Source organism: Mesorhizobium australafricanum (assembly GCF_033977265.1).
Taxonomy (GTDB): Bacteria; Pseudomonadota; Alphaproteobacteria; order Rhizobiales; family Rhizobiaceae; genus Mesorhizobium; species Mesorhizobium australafricanum.
The window spans coordinates 450,447-466,761 of the sequence record NZ_JAVIIT010000001.1 but is presented as its reverse complement, the minus strand read 5'-3'; the positions used below and the strand labels follow the sequence as shown (position 1 = coordinate 466,761).

16 protein-coding genes are annotated in these 16,315 nt (G+C 62.3%); 10 read left to right on the top strand and 6 right to left on the bottom strand.

Annotation, left to right across the window (positions count from 1 at the left end):
- The first annotated feature begins 20 nt into the window (after positions 1–20).
- From RFM98_RS02255 to RFM98_RS02240, 4 genes are all read left to right on the top strand, one after another.
- On the top strand, positions 21–761 hold the full coding sequence (locus RFM98_RS02255) for a competence/damage-inducible protein A (protein ID WP_320307309.1): 741 nt from the start codon (positions 21–23) through the stop codon (positions 759–761).
- A 106-nt stretch (positions 762–867) separates the two neighbouring features.
- Complete coding sequence (locus RFM98_RS02250; RefSeq protein WP_320307308.1) at positions 868–1,701, top strand: universal stress protein; 834 nt, start codon at positions 868–870, stop codon at positions 1,699–1,701.
- Positions 1,702–1,910: 209 nt separating this feature from the next.
- On the top strand, positions 1,911–2,411 hold the full coding sequence (gene gpt, locus RFM98_RS02245) for a xanthine phosphoribosyltransferase (protein WP_095765134.1): 501 nt from the start codon (positions 1,911–1,913) through the stop codon (positions 2,409–2,411).
- Between the two features lie 286 nt (positions 2,412–2,697).
- On the top strand, positions 2,698–3,186 hold the full coding sequence (locus tag RFM98_RS02240) for an NUDIX hydrolase (RefSeq protein WP_320307307.1): 489 nt from the start codon (positions 2,698–2,700) through the stop codon (positions 3,184–3,186).
- A 104-nt stretch (positions 3,187–3,290) separates the two neighbouring features.
- On the opposite strand, the gene RFM98_RS02235 is transcribed toward RFM98_RS02240, so the two are convergent.
- The 4 genes from RFM98_RS02235 to RFM98_RS02220 form a co-directional block, all read right to left on the bottom strand.
- Positions 3,291–4,457 carry a hypothetical protein gene (locus RFM98_RS02235; RefSeq protein ID WP_320307306.1) on the bottom strand — a complete coding sequence of 389 codons (1,167 nt, stop codon included), beginning with the start codon at positions 4,455–4,457 and terminating at the stop codon, positions 3,291–3,293.
- A 457-nt stretch (positions 4,458–4,914) separates the two neighbouring features.
- Positions 4,915–6,720, bottom strand: a complete 1,806-nt coding sequence (locus tag RFM98_RS02230; RefSeq protein ID WP_320307305.1) for an ABC transporter ATP-binding protein — start codon at positions 6,718–6,720, stop codon at positions 4,915–4,917.
- 454 nt (positions 6,721–7,174) lie between these two features.
- The gene (locus tag RFM98_RS02225) at positions 7,175–8,854 is read right to left on the bottom strand and encodes an NAD+ synthase (protein ID WP_320307304.1); all 1,680 of its coding nucleotides are present in this window, start codon (positions 8,852–8,854) and stop codon (positions 7,175–7,177) included.
- Positions 8,855–9,458: 604 nt separating this feature from the next.
- Complete coding sequence (locus RFM98_RS02220; protein ID WP_320307303.1) at positions 9,459–10,172, bottom strand: DNA-3-methyladenine glycosylase I; 714 nt, start codon at positions 10,170–10,172, stop codon at positions 9,459–9,461.
- Between the two features lie 90 nt (positions 10,173–10,262).
- Between RFM98_RS02220 and RFM98_RS02215 the strand changes: the two genes are divergently transcribed.
- Positions 10,263–10,826, top strand: a complete 564-nt coding sequence (locus RFM98_RS02215; protein WP_320307302.1) for a DUF1003 domain-containing protein — start codon at positions 10,263–10,265, stop codon at positions 10,824–10,826.
- Entirely contained in the window at positions 10,823–11,422 is a 600-nt protein-coding gene (locus RFM98_RS02210) for a DedA family protein (RefSeq protein WP_320307301.1), read from the top strand. Before RFM98_RS02215 ends, RFM98_RS02210 begins: the two co-directional genes overlap by 4 nt.
- An 11-nt stretch (positions 11,423–11,433) precedes the next feature.
- Here RFM98_RS02210 and RFM98_RS02205 read toward each other — a convergent pair whose 3' ends face one another.
- Positions 11,434–11,793, bottom strand: a complete 360-nt coding sequence (locus RFM98_RS02205) for a diacylglycerol kinase (protein WP_320307300.1) — start codon at positions 11,791–11,793, stop codon at positions 11,434–11,436.
- Positions 11,794–11,871: 78 nt separating this feature from the next.
- Complete coding sequence (locus RFM98_RS02200; RefSeq protein WP_320307299.1) at positions 11,872–12,129, bottom strand: GFA family protein; 258 nt, start codon at positions 12,127–12,129, stop codon at positions 11,872–11,874.
- Between the two features lie 217 nt (positions 12,130–12,346).
- Here RFM98_RS02200 and RFM98_RS02195 point away from each other — a divergent pair, with 217 nt between their 5' ends.
- The 4 genes from RFM98_RS02195 (at position 12,347) to RFM98_RS02180 (ending at position 16,307) form a co-directional block, all read left to right on the top strand.
- The gene (locus RFM98_RS02195; protein WP_320307298.1) at positions 12,347–13,417 is read left to right on the top strand and encodes a GGDEF domain-containing protein; all 1,071 of its coding nucleotides are present in this window, start codon (positions 12,347–12,349) and stop codon (positions 13,415–13,417) included.
- Between the two features lie 81 nt (positions 13,418–13,498).
- On the top strand, positions 13,499–13,876 hold the full coding sequence (locus RFM98_RS02190; RefSeq protein WP_320216461.1) for an antitoxin Xre/MbcA/ParS toxin-binding domain-containing protein: 378 nt from the start codon (positions 13,499–13,501) through the stop codon (positions 13,874–13,876).
- Positions 13,836–14,603, top strand: a complete 768-nt coding sequence (locus tag RFM98_RS02185) for an RES family NAD+ phosphorylase (protein ID WP_320307297.1) — start codon at positions 13,836–13,838, stop codon at positions 14,601–14,603. The genes RFM98_RS02190 and RFM98_RS02185 overlap by 41 nt, the downstream gene beginning before the upstream one ends.
- Positions 14,604–14,726: 123 nt before the next feature.
- Positions 14,727–16,307 carry a glycosyltransferase family 39 protein gene (locus RFM98_RS02180; protein WP_320307296.1) on the top strand — a complete coding sequence of 527 codons (1,581 nt, stop codon included), beginning with the start codon at positions 14,727–14,729 and terminating at the stop codon, positions 16,305–16,307.
- Positions 16,308–16,315 lie beyond the last annotated feature (8 nt).

Below are 16,315 nucleotides of genomic sequence, written 5' to 3'. Positions count from 1 at the left end.
CTTTTCCGCCGGAGCCCGCCATGCCTGAAATCGTCACCGCCGCCATGCTTGTCATCGGCGACGAAATCCTCTCCGGCCGCACCAAGGACAGGAACATCGGCCACCTCGCCGACATCATGACTGCGATCGGCATCGACCTGAAGGAGGTGCGCATCGTCCCCGACGAGGAGGACGAGATCGTAGCGGCGGTGAATGCTGTGCGCGCGCGCTATACCTACGTCTTTACGACAGGCGGCATTGGCCCCACGCATGACGACATCACCGCCGACTCCGTCGCCAAGGCTTTCGGCGTGCCCTGCGAATACGACGCCAAGGCCTACGCGCTGCTCGAAGCAAGCTATGCCGGGCGCGGCATCGAATTCACCGAAGCGCGCAAGCGCATGGCGCGCATGCCGCGCGGCGCCGACCTTATCGACAACCCCGTCTCGGTCGCACCGGGCTTCCGCATCGGCAACGTCCATGTCATGGCCGGCGTGCCGGCGATCTTCCAGGCCATGCTCGACAATGTCGTGCCGACGCTCAAGGCCGGCACCAGGATGCTGTCGGCCACCGTGCACTGCCCCTTCGGCGAGGGCCTGATCGGCGGGCCGCTGGCCGACATCCAGAAGGCGCATCCCGACACCATCATCGGCTCCTATCCCAAATATGGCGACGGCAAGTTCTGGACCGAGCTCGTCGTCCGCGCCCGCAGCGAGGAAGCCCTTGAGTCCGCGCGCAAGGACGTCGAGGCGATGGTGGCGGGCTTCGCCAACGCAGGCTGACCTCCGGAACCAGATAGGCTTTACCGACGTTTCTGGCAGGCCACTTTCGAGCCGGCCGTTTGAGGGCCGGAGGCGTATTTGCGCCGGCAGATTTGAGGGGAACGTCATGCGCTTCAAGACAATCGTCGCCATTTTGCAGAACGAACAGGATGCCGAGCGTGTTCTCGATTGCGCCCTCCCGCTTGCCGACAGGTTCGAGAGCCACCTCGTCGGCATCCATGCCGAGGCGCTTCCCGTCCCCTACACATCGGCCACCGGCTTCCCGGATACCGAATTCCTGCAGGTCTCTGCCGAGATGAACAGGGAGCGCGCCGAAAAGCTGCGGGCGTATTTTCTCAAGCGGATCGAGGAATCCGGCCTGTCCTTCGAATGGCGAAGCCTGGAAAGCTTCTCCGGCGACAGCGCGCTGACCGGCATATCAAGCGTGCGCGCCGCCGATCTGATCATCGCCGCGCAACGCGACGCCGGTGGCGATCCGAGCGCGGATGTCGACACGCTGGTTTACGATGCCGGACGGCCGGTGCTGGTCGTGCCTCATGCCGGGCCGCTGGTTACAACTTTCAGACGTGTGCTGCTTGCCTGGAACGGCAGCAAGGAGGCGGCTCGCGCCGCTTTCGATGCGCTACCCTTCATCGCCGAGGCCGACAAGACGGACATTCTCGTCATCGACCCGCCGGAGACGCTCGATGACTCTCCGGAAGCAGCCGGCGCCGAGATCGCCGCGGCCTTGTCGCGCCATGGCGCCAATGTCAGCGTCTGCGTGCAGAAGTCGGACGGGTCCTCGGTCGACGATATCATCCAGGCCCGGATAACGGAGTCCGGCGCCGATCTTCTGGTGCTCGGCGCCTACAGCCATTCCTGGCTGCGCCAGCTTCTGTTCGGCGGCGTCACCCGCACGGTGCTGCGCACGACGAACGTGGCGGCTTTCCTGTCGCGTTGAGCCGTCTTCTGAAAGGGGACCGGTTTCAGGGCAACGCATATGCAAATCAAGCCCAAAGGGCGTCGCCTGAATTCCTTTGAGCGCGACTTGCCTAAGTTCACAACGATCGCCGGTCCCAGCCCTTGCCAAGCCTGGCGCTTTCCGGCTAATTCCGCCTGCATTCCACCGATTTTGCGCGCCGCGGCGCGCGCTTGCGGAGTGCACGAACCATGTCCCTTCCCGAAAAAGCCTTTCCCGTCTCCTGGGACCAGTTCCACCGCGACGCCCGCGCGCTTTCCTGGCGCCTTTCCGGCGCCAATAAGGGACAATGGAAAGCCATCGTCTGCATCACCCGCGGCGGCCTGGTGCCCGCGGCCATCATCGCGCGCGAGCTCGGCATCCGGGTCATCGAGACGGTGTGCGTCGCTTCCTATCATGACTATACCAGCCAGGGTCAGCTGCAGGTTCTGAAGGAGATTTCTCCGCCGCTGCTCGCCGATGACGGGGCCGGCGTGCTCATCATCGACGACCTGACCGATACTGGCAAGACGGCCGGCATCGTGCGCGCCATGATGCCGAAGGCGCATTTCGCGACCGTCTACGCCAAGCCGAAGGGCCGGCCGCTGGTCGATACATTCGTCACCGAAGTAAGCCAGGACACCTGGATCTACTTTCCCTGGGACATGGGCTTCACTTACCAGAAGCCGATCGCGGACGATCACGCGGGCTAATGCATGTCGCCCAGAAGTGTGGGGACAACGACATCAAAACAAAGACTTAAGCGCGTCGCCTGAATCGGGTTCAGCGCGACGCGCTTTAGGCGGCCGCCCTATTTTCCGGAGAATCTGCCTCAAAGGCGCGTCGCGTAATCGTGCCGATGAACGCAACTACTTGCGTAGTCGACTTTTTCTGGGGGGATTTTCCGACGGAGTGAAGTTTTTTACTTTTAAAGCTCAAAATTCGCCGTAAGATTCGTAAGGTGGCAAATGATTCTGGAGGCTGGGGCAGCTTTCTTCAATGTTGACGAGGCCTACAACGCATAGCGCTATGACCGAAAGAGTCAGAAGACTTTTCGGCACGGCACCGTGCCGCCTGCAAGTTGCCGCCTTGCCTTGGCGTGAAGGCAAGAACGGCGTCGAGATCATGCTGATCACCAGCCGCGATACCGGGCGCTGGGTTCTGCCCAAGGGTTGGCCGGAGGCCAGGGAACCGCTTTGCGAGGCGGCCGCTCGCGAGGCGGGCGAGGAAGCCGGCTTGCGCGGCACCGTCTCGCATCTTGAAGCCGGCCGCTATTTCTATGCCAAAGTCCTCGCCACAGGCGAGGAAGTGCCTTGCGAGGTACTGGTCTTTCCGCTGCATGTCGACCGCGTTGCGGATCGCTGGAAAGAGAAGCGCGCAAGAACGCGCAAATGGGTTGGCGCCATCGAAGCGGTCCAAATGATCAATGAGCCGGACCTTTGCCAGATCATTGCCGGCTTTTGCGGCGCGCCGCATAAGTTCACCTGATTCAAAGCAATTCCAGGAAATGTTAAACGGTTGGATTAGGCACTTCGCCGTAGCCCTCCGTCCGGAATTGCATCCTGTCAAAAGATAGATCGGCTCGGCGATCGTCAGGCCCGGCCGAAATCGTCGGAACTGAGCCGGGTCCAGCGATCGCCCATCAACCCGCCGATGAAGATGTCGCCGGAGCGGACCGCTTCCGCGACCTCGGCGTTGCGCGAGCGGACCATTGTGCCCCCGGCGTAGCGGAAGAACACACGCTGGTAGCCGAAGAGCTGGGGCATGAACCTTTTCTGCGTCTGCCCGGTGATGCCCACGCAGCCCATCTCCCGCGCCGCCGCGACAAGGCCATCCAGTGTCGCGCCCCAGTGCGATCCGGACGCCTGGATTTGCAACAGGTTCGCGATGCCGCCGGCCTGACCGTAAAAGGCATGGCAGCCGAGCATATTGCCCGCTTCGTCATAAGTCCCGCCGAAATGAAGCGGTCCGTCGGCCCGCTTCTCGGCCGCCAGTGCAAGCAGCCGTGGCAGTTCGCCATTTTTCCAACTCGGCCGAAGCGAGTAATCGGACATGAGGATGGGCAGCCGCTCCGCAAATTGCGCGGCATCGATCGGCTCATGATGGATTCGTCGCGACGATGAAGGTTGGACCGGGGGCTCGAACCTCCTTCCCGCAAGAGCGTCGAATGATCGCGCGCAAGGGTCGAGCGCCATGCGAGGCAGCCTGGGCCATTTGCGGCGCAGCACCGCGGCGGCCATGGCGCCCGGTCGGAAAACACAGGTCCATTCCAGACAATGCACCGGCAAGAGCTGATACTTCATCGGACGCGCGAAGGCCAAGGATGTCCGGTTGGCTGAATCGGTCAGGTATAGATCGAATTCGCTTTGATGCAGGGCACGCAGCAATTGCGGCCCGGCCCAACCGTGATCGGTGTTGGAGTCGGTCATGAAGGGGCCGATGATGGCCGCGTTCAATGCCGTTCCGTTAAGCTCATAACGGGCTTTCAGAACGCCCATGAACCCACCCAAACCACCCTGCGGGTTGATCTGGACAAGAGCCTTGCTCTCGCCGCCGTCAAGGTAAAGCTCTCTCATATAGTCCGCCGTCCGCGCGATCGCGCGATCGCGCAGGCGGCGATGGCGAAACTTCGTCAGGAAGAGTGCGGCGACACGTTCGAGATCTTCGGTGGCGAGCGGCCGTACCGAGCCGTGTTGAGATTCCAGCGCCGACGGCGCGGCCACCTTTTCCAGACCGGCATTTGCGGAAACAAGATCCATCGTGAATGCCTATGCAAGGTCCTCTGCCGGTCGTCGAAATCCTATGGTTCCCAAATAAGATCCTTCCGATCGGCACGCCCGTAAGACAAACTTCAGCAGGCCCGCGATTACCATATCCGATTTGCTTTTCTGTAAATACGCAACAACAATCTCTTCAAGAAATGTATCTGCGCCGATTTAAAATAAAATGTCCAGAAAACTCAATATATATGAATTTGAATATAGCGCTGCGTGACTCTAGCCGCATGGCGAGTGCGCGGTTGCAACCGCAGACTTTACAGGCGGATTTGCTCGACCATCATACTTTGAGTAGCGAGGACCACAGGCGTCACGCCCCGCCGACGCGCCCGCAACAGGTCCGACCCGGCCCCGCGATTGCGTGCTTCGTTAGCCCGAACTGAGCCCAAGTTGCACTACGGCTGGCGGCGCCCGGCCAAAGCCGGGTGCCGTCCTTTCCTCAGCCGACAAGTCCCTTGGTCAATTCGAGCGCCTGGCGTTCGAACAGCCGCCGGTAGATACCGCCGTTGAGCCGGATCAACTCGTCATGCGAACCTTCCTCGACGATGCGGCCGCGGTCAAAGACCAGCAGCCGGTCGAGCGCCCGCACCGTCGAGAGCCGGTGTGCGATGACAAGGGTCGTGCGCCCCACCATCAGCCGCTCCATCGCCTTCTGGATCAGCACTTCCGATTCCGAATCGAGGCTCGATGTCGCCTCATCCAGGATCAGGATGCGCGCATCGGCCAGGAAGGCGCGCGCGATCGCCACGCGCTGACGCTCGCCGCCCGAGAGCTTCACGCCGCGTTCGCCGACCAGGGTTCCATAGCCCTTGGGCAGGTTGACGATGAAATCATGCGCGCTGGCTAGCCTGGCGGCGTGCTCGATCTCGGCCTGGCTCGCTCCCGGCCTGGCATAGGCGATGTTCTCGGCAAGTGAGCGGTGGAACAGGATCGGCTCCTGCTGGACAATGGCGATCTGGCCGCGCAGCGACGCCTGCTCGACCTGCGAGATGTCCTGCCGGTCGATCAGGATGCGCCCCGCATTCACGTCGTAGAGCCGCTGGATCAGCTTGACGAAGGTGGTCTTGCCCGAGCCTGAATGCCCGACCAGTCCGATGCGCTCGCCCGCGGCGATGTCGACCGAGAAATCGCGGTACAGCGGCAGCCGGTGATTGCCGTAGTGGAACGTCACCTTGTCGAAGCTGATATGCCCATCGGTGATCCGGATCGGCTGAGCGCCGGGCCGGTCTTCGATGCCGAGCGGCTCGGACTGGAAGTCGACCAGTTCCTCCATGTCGTTGATCGAGCGCTGCAGGTTGCGGATATGCGTGCCGATGTCACGCAGATAACCCTGCAGCACGAAAAACGAGGTCAGCACGAAGGCGACGTCGCCGGCGCTCGCCTGGCCCCAGGCCCACAGCATGAGGGCAAGACCGATCACCGCCGCCCGCATCAGCAGCAACAGCGCCCCTTGCGTGGTGCCGTTGGCGGTGCCGCGCATCCAGGTGCGGCCGGTGCGCAGACGCCATTTGGCGACGACGCGCGCCAGCCGCGCTTCCTCGCGGGCCTCCGCGCCGAAGCCCTTGACGACGGCATTGCAGCTCACCGCGTCGGCCAACGAGCCGCCGAGCCGCGTGTCCCAGCTGTTGGCAAGCCGTGCGGCGGGCGCGACGTAGCCGAGCGACAGCATCGCGGTGACTGTGATGAACAGCACCGAGCCGGCGGCAACGACAGCTCCCATCAGCGGCCAGAACCAGCCGAGCAGCAGCGTTGAACCGACAAGCATGACGACCGACGGCAGCAGCGCGATCAGGATAGTGTCGTTGAGCAGATCCAACGCCCACATGCCACGCGTTATCTTGCGCACCGTCGATCCGGCAAAGCTGTTGGCGTGCCAGTCCGTTGAGAAGCGCTGCACCCGATGGAAAGCATCGGCGGCGATGTCCGACATCATCTTCAGCGTCAGCTCGACAATCCACAGGAAGGCGACATTGCGCAGCACGACGCCGGCCAGCGCCAACGCCATCAGGATCCAGAGCGCCGTCATCGCCGCATTCCAGGCGACCGCGTCGGTTCCGGCGCCGCTCGCGACCGCATCGACCAGGCGGCCGGAGTAAAAGGGTGTCAGCACATCGGCGAGCGTCGAGAGCAGGAAGGCGCCCATGATGAGCGAAAGCCGCCATGGCTGGCGGCGCCAGTGACTGAACGTAAAGCCAAGCACACTGCGAAAGGCGCTGGCGCGCAGATCGATCTTGAAACGAGCCATAATGTCATCCGGGCGCAAACGAGCCCGGTCCCGGTAAAGTCAAATTGGAAAAACCGCGTCTGCGCCTTGCGGCGTCTGTGAAAGCGGAAGGTTCAGTATGGCAGGCCGCTCGCCCGAAGGTGGCGACCGGCAGCGGCAAATGCCTCTCCTGCGTCCGGCTTTCCGATCAATCTTCGGAAAGCCTGAGCAGACTTAGGCTTCGCGGCCTCGCATAACGATGTCAAATCCTGCCATACGGTCCTCCCGGAAGGGAATCGCGGAGAGGCCCTTATAGGGAGGCGTCAGCCCATCGCCAAGTCAGCCCATCGCCAAAATCATATCTGGTCCAAGCACTGAGACGAATTTGCAACAACGCCGCGTTGCATCAGTCGTCAAGCTTGCGGTCCAGCCGCATGTAGCGTCCGTCGGTCGACGCCTTGAACCCGAACTTCTCGTAAAGGCGGACGGTCGAGGACTACCCGCGGTCCCGGAACCGGTTGGTGATCGGATAGCGGCGGTCGCGGCCGAAATTCTTCCGCGTGATCTTCACGCCGGGCGCCGCCTGGCGGCGCTTGTATTCGGCGATGTAGAGCAGGTGCTCGACGCGCGTCACCGTCGCCCGGTCGTGGCCGCGCGCGACGATGTCGTCGACGCTCATCTCGTTCTCGACCAGGCATTCGAGGATATCGTCCAGCACCGGATAGGGCGGCAGCGAATCCTGGTCGGTCTGGTTTTCGCGCAGCTCCGCCGACGGCGCCTTGTCGATGATGTTCTTCGGGATCACCTCGCCGGACGGCCCGAGCGCACCTGGCGGCACGTGGCTGTTGCGCCAGCGCGACAGCCCATAGACCTGCATCTTGTAGAGATCCTTGATCGGATTGAAACCGCCATTCATGTCGCCGTAAAGCGTGGCGTAGCCGACCGACATCTCGCTCTTGTTGCCGGTGGTGACCACCATCGAGCCGAACTTGTTCGAGATCGCCATCAGGATGGTGCCGCGCGCGCGGCTTTGCAGGTTTTCCTCGGTGATGCCCTCCTGGGTGCCCTCGAACAGCTGCGTCAGCGCATGCTTGAAGCCTTCGACCGGCTCGGAGATCGGCACGATGTCGTAGCGACAGCCAAGAGCGCGGGCGCAGTCCTCGGCATCCTTCAGCGAGTCCTTCGACGTGTAGCGGTAAGGCATCATCACGGTGCGCAGCCGCTCCTCGCCGAGCGCATCGACGGCCAGGGCCGCGCAGATCGCCGAGTCGATGCCGCCGGAAAGGCCAAGCACCACGTTCTTGAAACCGTTCTTGTTGACGTAGTCGCGCAGGCCCAGCATGCAGGCGCGATAGTCCGCCTCTTCCGGCTCCGGGATCTTCGACATCGGGCCTTCGGAGCAGACCCAGGTCTCTCCCTTTCTTTTCCAGGTGGTGACGTCGACCGCGTCCTCGAACTGGCTCATCTGGAAGGCAAGCGTCTTGTCAGAACCTATTGCAAACGAGGCGCCGTCGAAGATCAGCTCGTCCTGGCCGCCGAGCTGGTTGGCATAGATCATCGGCAGGCCGGTTTCGATGACCTGCTTGATGACGACCTGATGGCGAACGTCGATCTTGGCGCGGTAGTAGGGCGAGCCGTTCGGCACCAAAAGAATCTCGGCCCCGCTTTCGGCCAGGGTCTCGCACACGGCGACCTCGCCCCAGATGTCCTCGCAGATCGGAACGCCGATGCGCACGCCGCGGAAATTGACCGGACCCTGCAGTTCCGGCCCAGCCTGGAAGACGCGCTTCTCGTCGAACTCGCCATAGTTCGGCAGATCGAGCTTGTAGCGTTCTGCGATGATCTTGCCGCCGTCGGCGAAGACGATGGAGTTATGCGTGCCGGTCCGGCGCTTCAGCGGGGTGCCGATAATGACGCCAGGCCCGCCATCGGCCGTGTCCTTGGCGAAATCCTCGGCCGCTTTCTCGCAAGCCTTCAGGAAGGAAGGCTTCAGCACCAGGTCTTCCGGCGGATAACCGGCGAGGAAGAGCTCGGTATAGAGCACCAGATCGGCGCCCTGGCGCGCCGCGTCCGCCCTCGCCTCGCGCGCTTTTGCCAGGTTGCCGGCGACGTCGCCGACAGTCGGGTTGAGCTGGGCGACGGCGATGCGCAGGATATCGGGAGCGGTCTTGGTCATGGAACGGATTTAGCGTGGCTGAAATCGCCGGGCAATGGCGATTGCTTATACCAATCAGGATCGATCGAAGATCGTATTGGGATCGATCGAAGATCGTATCAGGGATCGATCGACGGATCGTATCCTGATCGATCGTCGGATCGTATCCCGGTCGAGGGACGGATCGTATCCTGTCCCAATCGATCGATTTCGATTGTGGGATCTTACCGCTCAGGCCTAGTTCCCCGACACGGGGATTTTGAAAGGTTGCCGTTTGTCTTGGTGCAAGATTTTTCCGTTCATTTCCGTGAATCAGCGCAACCGCCGGGGGATTTGGTTGAAGCCTCCCAACGTCGTCATTCTATGGCGGAGCAAGGAGCGAAGCGACGCGCGCAGACCATAGAATCCATGCCGTGACTTGGAAGCACCGCCACGGTGCAGAATTTTGCACCGTTGCGCTCCTTGGCAAAGGTAACGGCATGGATTTTAGGGTCTTCGCGACGGAGCTTCGCTCCTGCTCCGCCCTAGAATGACGATCGCGATGGACGTTTCGGCCAATCTCCAACGCACGCCACCTGCCAACGCAAACAAAGAGCCGAGCGGTTAAAATCCCTGTGCTGGGGAACTAGTCGCCCATATATTCTCGCAACGCCTCCACCGACCGGTTCTCGCCGATCGACATCGCCAGGATGCGCGAAATGTGGCGTCGCGGCAGCCCGGTCTGAGCCGACCACTGGTTGATCTGCGCCTGGATCTTGTCGAGATCCCGTTTCGAGGTCGGGTTCTCGGCGATGTCGAGGCCGGCGTCGCGCAAGGCTGCCGCCATGTCGGTGGAGACGACGAACGTGTCCCATTCCAGCCAGCGCAGGAAATACTGTCCGGTATTGCCGCCCAGCCGGCTGCCATGCTTGGCCAGATAGGCGGTCAGGCCGACCTGATCGTTCGCGGGCCACCCGGCAATGAATTTGCCGAAGCTGCCATGCTCCTTCGAGACGCGATCGACGAAAGCGGCATTGTCGCGCACCGACTTGATCTTCTGCGGGTTGCGCACGATGCGGCTGTCGGACGCCAGTTCGTGCCAGAAATCGTCCGGCTGGAACAAAAGCCGCTTCGGCTCGAAGCCGAGGAACGCTTCCTCGAAACCCGGCCATTTCTGTTCGATGACCCGCCACACGAAGCCGGCGGCGAAAATGCGCTCGGCCATGGTGGAGAGAATGCGGTCGTCGGGGATTTTCGCCACCGCCATATTGTCGGGCGCAGGGCCAAGCAGCGGCGCCAGCACGGCCTCCCCACCCTTGCGCTTTGCCGCCCTTGCATGGATTTTCTGGAAATCGAGCATCGCTGTCCTCGCCTTTTCGCCGCAATCTATCACTTCACCTTCGCCCCGGCAGCCTCTACCTCTATCCGGACCCAGGCGATGGAGAAGGCGATGAACAAGACGGTCGAGGATTTGGCGAACCGCTGGTTGAGGCGAAAATCGGATGGTCTGAGCCCACTCGAGAGCCGAGTGCTGCAGTCGACGCTCGAGCGCACGACCATCACCAGGGACACCAACAAGGCCGTCGCTTTTCACTCGACCTATGGCGACCGCGTCGCAGACACCATTGCCCGGATCGGCGGCTCTTGGTCCTTCATCCTCGCATTTCTGGCCTTTCTCGTCCTTTGGACCGCCGGCAATGCCTGGCTGCTGACGCGCGAGGCGTTCGACCCCTACCCCTTCATATTCCTCAACTTGGTGCTCTCGATGGTCGCCGCCCTGCAGGCGCCGGTGATTATGATGTCGCAGAACCGCCAGACCGAGCGCGACCGCATCGACGCGGCCCATGACTACGAGGTCAATCTGAAGGCCGAGATCGAGATCATGGCCCTGCATGAAAAGCTCGACGAGTTGCGCCACAGCGAGATCATCGGCATGCGTGACGAGATCCTGCGCATGGCCGAGCAGATCAGGCGCATCGACGAAAAACTATCGGCGCGGCCCGCAATAGAATGAGCGGGACCATCCACCAGCTCATCGAGCAATACGGCCTGATCGCGGTCTTCCTGGGCTGCGTCGCCGAAGGCGAAAGCGCCGCGATCCTTGGCGGCTTCTTCGCTCATCAACATGTTTTCGTGTTGTGGCAGGCTTTCCTCGCCGCCCTCCTCGGCGCCTTCGCCGGCGACACGTTCTTCTTCACCCTCGGCCGCAGCTTCGCCGATCATCCTTACGTGAAAAGGCTGCGCATGCGGCCCGGTTTCAGCCGCGCCTATCACCTGCTCAACACCCATCCCAACATTTTCGTGCTGACCAACCGCTACATCTACGGCATGCGGCTGGTCGGCGGTATCGCCGCCGGCCTGTCGACCGTGCCCGTGCCGCGCTTCGTCATCCTGAACGCTATCTCTTCCGCGGTCTGGGCGGCCCTGTTCAGCGGCATCGGCTATGTCTTCGGCGTGGGCGCGGAGCACATGGTGGGCCAGGCGTTTGAGCGGCATGAGCGCCTGCTCATTGCCCTCGGCGTCGGCGTCGGCGTCGCAATCGTTGCCTGGCTGGTCGGCCATCACCTTGCCCGACGCGAACGCGCCAAGGAAGATCGAGCGGGATCCTGATCCCGCGAGGATCAGATCGGCGCGCCGGCAAGACGCTCGATGACGGCGATGGCCCAGACACCCCCGGCGATCACGATCGAAATCAACACCGCCAGCGAGCCGCAGTCCTTTGCGAGCTGGATTTCGATGTGGAATTCGCGCGAGATCGCGTCGCAGGCTGCCTCGATGCCGGTGTTGAGCACTTCGACCATGATCAGGAGCAGCACCGCGCCGATCAGAAGGGCGTAGCCACGCCAGGAGACCGAGATGAACCAGCCAGCCGGCAGGGCAAGCGCGAGCAAAAGCAGTTCCTGCTGGAATGCCTTTTCGTGAGCGGCCAACTTGCGGAAGGCCCGAACTGAATTGACGAAAGCATCGATCAGCCGCTGCATGCCTCTGCCCCTTTGCGAGTCACCGGCAGGGGATATCGCAATGGCGGGATCAAGGGAATAAGGCGGCCGCTCCAAAATTCATCCGTCCGCGAGCTTTATCGGCGGTGTCGATTTTTCGAACTGCGGCAGCCCGTCCTCGATCGAATAGTAATCGCCCTTGTCGCCAACGAAGATGTGAGATTGACCTTGAAGTCCGGTCGGTTCGTCAAACGACCCGGCCAGAACCGAAACGTAAGCATCCTGGTGGGGTTTCCAGAACAGCACGTCTTGCAAAAGCCGCGTTTTGCGAATGAGGGCGCCTGACAGGCAAATGCGACATCGAAGGGGCGTCTGCAAAAGTCGCGTCCGCACCGCGTTGCAGCCTGTGGTAGTATCCGCTATGAGGAAATGCACGTCATTAAGGAAACTTTAGCGCAACTGCATCTATGATTCCTGCAAGCGAAGGTCGTGTTGGGGACGCGTCGTCGCATTCGCAATTCCGATTCAATCCCCGCGTGAGCGATTCCCGGCGATGGCAAGTCTCCGGTCGCACTGAAGGGGCAGTGAACACAATATGCAGCCGGCAGCCGTTCCAACAGACCGGAATACCGACATCGCCAGCACCGTCGTGGCGACGATGCGCCAGCTCGGCGTGCTTGGCCTGCCGCGCAACTACGAGATCTTCTACGAGGCGCTCAGCGGCAGCAATCACGAGCTCAGCCTTGCCGTCGTCTCGTTGAGTAACCGCCCGACCCAGGAGGACCTCGATCGCATCGGGCGCGCTTTCTTCCCGCAGCATCACGGCCCCGCCATCGTCGAGCACGCCCGCGAGATGATCGCCAAGGAGCTCGAGGACATCGCCACGCTGTTGCGCAGTGAGCACACGCATATCGAGAAATACGGCCGTATTCTCGACGAGACCTCCAGCGGCCTTAGCAATCGCAGCCTGCTTTCGCAGGAGCTTCTGCAGAAGATCGCCGGCGCAATGTCGGCCGCCACCAGTTCGACGATCGACCATGGCCGCCAGATCGCCAGCACGCTCAGCGAAAAGACAGCCGAGCTTGAAAGCGTCAAGTCGAAGCTCGAGGAGTATAAGCGGCTTGCCGATACGGACCCGCTTACGCAGCTGTGGAACCGCCGCGCCTTCGACAAGGAGATCACCCGGATCTACAACAGCAATCGCGGCATCCTGTTCAACGCCTTGATCCTTGCCGATATCGATCATTTCAAGGACATAAACGATCGCTACGGTCACCCGGTCGGCGACAGGATCCTGCAGATTATCGCCGAGATCTTCCAGTCAAGCGTGCGTTCCGACATTTTCGTTGCCCGCACCGGAGGCGAGGAATTCGCGCTTATCGTTGAAGGCGCCAGCGAGGAAGCCACATACGAAATCGCCGAGCGCATCCGTGCGCTGATCGAGCAGACCCCGTTCACCAGCAGCCAGACCGGCATGAACTACGGCACCGTTACCATATCGCTGGGCATCTGCATGGCCTCGGAAGCGGAAGGCCCCGAAGATCTCTACACCAAGGCGGACCGGGCGCTTTATCGATCCAAGGTCGGCGGCCGCAACCGGGCCACCAGGCATTCGACGATGGCTGGCCGTCCCGCCAAGGGCTGGCTGCTTTACAAGAAAGACTGACAACCGTCGAATTTCGACCATGGCCCTTTCCAGACGAATTTTTGTGGACTATATTTTCCACAGAAACGAAAGGGTGCGCTCATGCAACGTCCAGTCGCGGCTGCGGCGGCGGCCGAAAATGCCGTCATCACCAAGGCCACGCTGCGCGCGGCCGACCTGCTCGACATCACCGCCAGGACGCTCGCTTTGGTCATCGGCGTCTCGGAAGCAACGGTCTCGCGCATGCGCCGGCAGGAATTCCTGCTTGAACGCGGCACCAAGCCGTTCGAGCTGGCGGTGCTGTTCGTGCGCCTGTTCCGCTCGCTCGACGCCATCGTCGGCGGCGACGAGACCGTCGCCCGGGCGTGGCTGAAGAATCCCAACACCACGCTCGACGGCACGCCGATCGAGAAAATTCTGACGATTGCCGGACTTGTCGATGTCATTGCCTACCTGGACTCCCGGCGCGCTCTCGTCTGAGGCCGTCAGGCTCGAAGGCAAGTACTGGCGCATGGTCGAGGCGCAACATCGCGTTTCGACCCTCAAGCTCGTCGACACGCTCGACGAGCAGCAGCTGCTGGAGGACCTCATCGAGGACACCAAGCCGCATATCCCGCTGGAATGCCGCCACCTCCACTATCTGCTGGCGACGCCCTTTCGCTACGGCTCTGTCTATCCCTACGGCTCGCGCTTCCGCCGCGCGGGCAAGACGAAAGGCGTCTACTATGCCGCCGAGACGGTGCTGACGGCGGTGGCGGAGATGGCCTTCTACCGCCTGCTGTTCTTCGCGGAATCGCCGGCGACGCAATGGCCGAACGACGCGGCGGAATACACCGCCTTTGCCGCGGCGATCAAATGCGACAGCGTGGTCGACCTGACACGGCCGCCGCTCGATCGCGACGAGAAGGCCTGGAACCACGCCACCGACTACACCGCCTGCCAGGCGATCGCCGATGTGGCGCGCGAGGCCGAGTTGCAGGCGATCCGCTATCGCTCGGTGCGCGATCCAAAGGGCGCCAACATCGCGCTGTTGACGTGCAAGGGCTTTGCCAAGGCAAGGCCGCTGGAGCCGCAGACCTGGCGCATCCGTATCGGCTCGTTCGGCATCCAGGCGATCTGCGAATTTCCGGACAAGCGGCTCGAATTCTCACGCACCGCCTTTACCGATCCGAGGTTGGCCGGAATGCGCTGGGAGCGCGGCCAGTGAGCCCGAAGCGCCGGCGACGGGTTCCACCGCAATCTTGGTTTTACAATGTTGGGGGAGCATACATTTTCGTAAGCTTTTGCTATCGGACTGTTCAGAAATCCAGCGGTGTGATTTTAGGCCGGCATGTCGAGAACCAGCGAATCCGTTCATCTTTGGCCGGCGGCAGCCACCGCGGAAGACAACCCGTCTTCGATCTGGAACGGCCTGACGCGGCACCCATGGCGATTGCTGGCGCTTTTATGCCTGACCCAGATCGCTTGCTGGACGATCATGCCGGCGCTCGTCAACGTTGGCCCGCCAAACGACGTCGTCGAGGGTTTCATGTGGGGCCGCGAATGGGTGCTGATGACCTACAAGCACCCACAGCTCCCCTGCTGGCTGCTCGAGATCAGCCATCTCCTGACCGGCTCGTTCCGCTGGCCGCAATATATGCTGTCGCAACTCATGATCTCGACGACCTTTGTCCTGGTCTATCTTCTCGCGCGCGACATCATGGGATCGACCCGCGCGCTCGCCGCCGTGTTGCTGATGCCCTCGATCTATTTCTTTGGCTGGCCGACCCCGCAATTCAACCACGACTACGCGCAGATGCCTTTCTGGGCCGGCATCTCGTGGCTGCTGTGGCGCGCGGCGCGCGACGGACGGCCGGGCTGGTGGCTCGCCCTCGGCCTCGTCTCCGGCGTGGGACTCTATGCCAAGTTCTCAACGGCTTTGCTGCTGGCGTTCGGCGGCATCTGGCTCTTATGCGACACCCGTGCTCGGAGCCGGCTTGCCACCCCATGGCCATGGCTTGGCCTTGCGGCTTTTCTCGGCATCGCGACACCGCTGGCGGTTGAGCTTTTCCGCCTTGATTTCCTCCCGCTGACCTACGCCGCCCACCGCAACGCATGGGTACTCGCCAACCGCGCTCGGCTTTATTACATCGGGGTTCAGCTTGCCGGGCTTGCCGCCGTTCCCGTCGTTCTGGCTCTTTCCGGCCTGCTGCGCCGGCAAGCCAGGCCCACGCAAGACCCCTTGCAGACCTGCGCGCCTCCCGAGCGGCGCGCGGTTATCTATCTGGCATGGATGGGCCTGGGGCCAGCGCTCCTGGTGATGATCGCTTCGCTGTTTACGGGCGCCGGCGAATCCTGGGGCGCGACGATGTACAATCTCGTCGGCGCCCTAGCGATCGCGCTCCTGGGCCACCGACTGGGACAAAAAGAATTGCGCCGATTGACTGTGCTGGCGCTGCTATGCGTGGTCGGCGTGTCGAGCGCCTATGCGGCGACCCGCTGGAGCAGTTGCAACATCCGCGGGCGCCTGCAACCGATGTGCTGGCCGGCGCGATCGATTTCGCTCGCGGCCGAAGCGATCTGGCATGAGACAGTCCCGGGGCCACTGGGCATTGTCGGGGGCGACGACATCGCTGCCAGGCTTGCCGGGCTGGAAGCCCCTGACCAGCCTTCGATCTTCACGACCCTCGACAGGCGCTTAGCTCCCTGGATCACGGACCAGCGGCTGCGGGATCAAGGCATGCTTCTGGTATGGCCGAAAGGCTGGAAGCTCTCGCCACAACAGCAGGCCTGGACTGCCGGCCTGCCGGTCAAGACGGTGTCGTTCGACTGGTCGCTCAAGGCACCGCCGCTGGAGATCAACTTTGCCGTCATTCCGCCCGGCAGAACCAGTTTCCCAGGCGACCCGCCGGGACCGCCGGATCCGGAATGAACCACCGA

What these genes read in the sequence shown, in the direction of transcription:
- RFM98_RS02210 (WP_320307301.1), top strand. Translation starts at nt 10,823, where the DNA reads ATGAGCGGGACCATCCACCAGCTCATCGAGCAATACGGCCTGATCGCG.
- RFM98_RS02185 (WP_320307297.1), top strand. Translation starts at nt 13,836, where the DNA reads ATGTCATTGCCTACCTGGACTCCCGGCGCGCTCTCGTCTGAGGCCGTC.
- RFM98_RS02205 (WP_320307300.1), bottom strand. Translation starts at nt 11,793, where the DNA reads ATGCAGCGGCTGATCGATGCTTTCGTCAATTCAGTTCGGGCCTTCCGC.
- RFM98_RS02180 (WP_320307296.1), top strand. Translation starts at nt 14,727, where the DNA reads ATGTCGAGAACCAGCGAATCCGTTCATCTTTGGCCGGCGGCAGCCACC.
- gpt (WP_095765134.1), top strand. Translation starts at nt 1,911, where the DNA reads ATGTCCCTTCCCGAAAAAGCCTTTCCCGTCTCCTGGGACCAGTTCCAC.
- RFM98_RS02215 (WP_320307302.1), top strand. Translation starts at nt 10,263, where the DNA reads ATGAACAAGACGGTCGAGGATTTGGCGAACCGCTGGTTGAGGCGAAAA.
- RFM98_RS02230 (WP_320307305.1), bottom strand. Translation starts at nt 6,720, where the DNA reads ATGGCTCGTTTCAAGATCGATCTGCGCGCCAGCGCCTTTCGCAGTGTG.
- RFM98_RS02250 (WP_320307308.1), top strand. Translation starts at nt 868, where the DNA reads ATGCGCTTCAAGACAATCGTCGCCATTTTGCAGAACGAACAGGATGCC.
- RFM98_RS02240 (WP_320307307.1), top strand. Translation starts at nt 2,698, where the DNA reads ATGTTGACGAGGCCTACAACGCATAGCGCTATGACCGAAAGAGTCAGA.
- RFM98_RS02195 (WP_320307298.1), top strand. Translation starts at nt 12,347, where the DNA reads ATGCAGCCGGCAGCCGTTCCAACAGACCGGAATACCGACATCGCCAGC.
- RFM98_RS02190 (WP_320216461.1), top strand. Translation starts at nt 13,499, where the DNA reads ATGCAACGTCCAGTCGCGGCTGCGGCGGCGGCCGAAAATGCCGTCATC.
- RFM98_RS02255 (WP_320307309.1), top strand. Translation starts at nt 21, where the DNA reads ATGCCTGAAATCGTCACCGCCGCCATGCTTGTCATCGGCGACGAAATC.
- RFM98_RS02235 (WP_320307306.1), bottom strand. Translation starts at nt 4,457, where the DNA reads ATGGATCTTGTTTCCGCAAATGCCGGTCTGGAAAAGGTGGCCGCGCCG.
- RFM98_RS02220 (WP_320307303.1), bottom strand. Translation starts at nt 10,172, where the DNA reads ATGCTCGATTTCCAGAAAATCCATGCAAGGGCGGCAAAGCGCAAGGGT.
- RFM98_RS02225 (WP_320307304.1), bottom strand. Translation starts at nt 8,854, where the DNA reads ATGACCAAGACCGCTCCCGATATCCTGCGCATCGCCGTCGCCCAGCTC.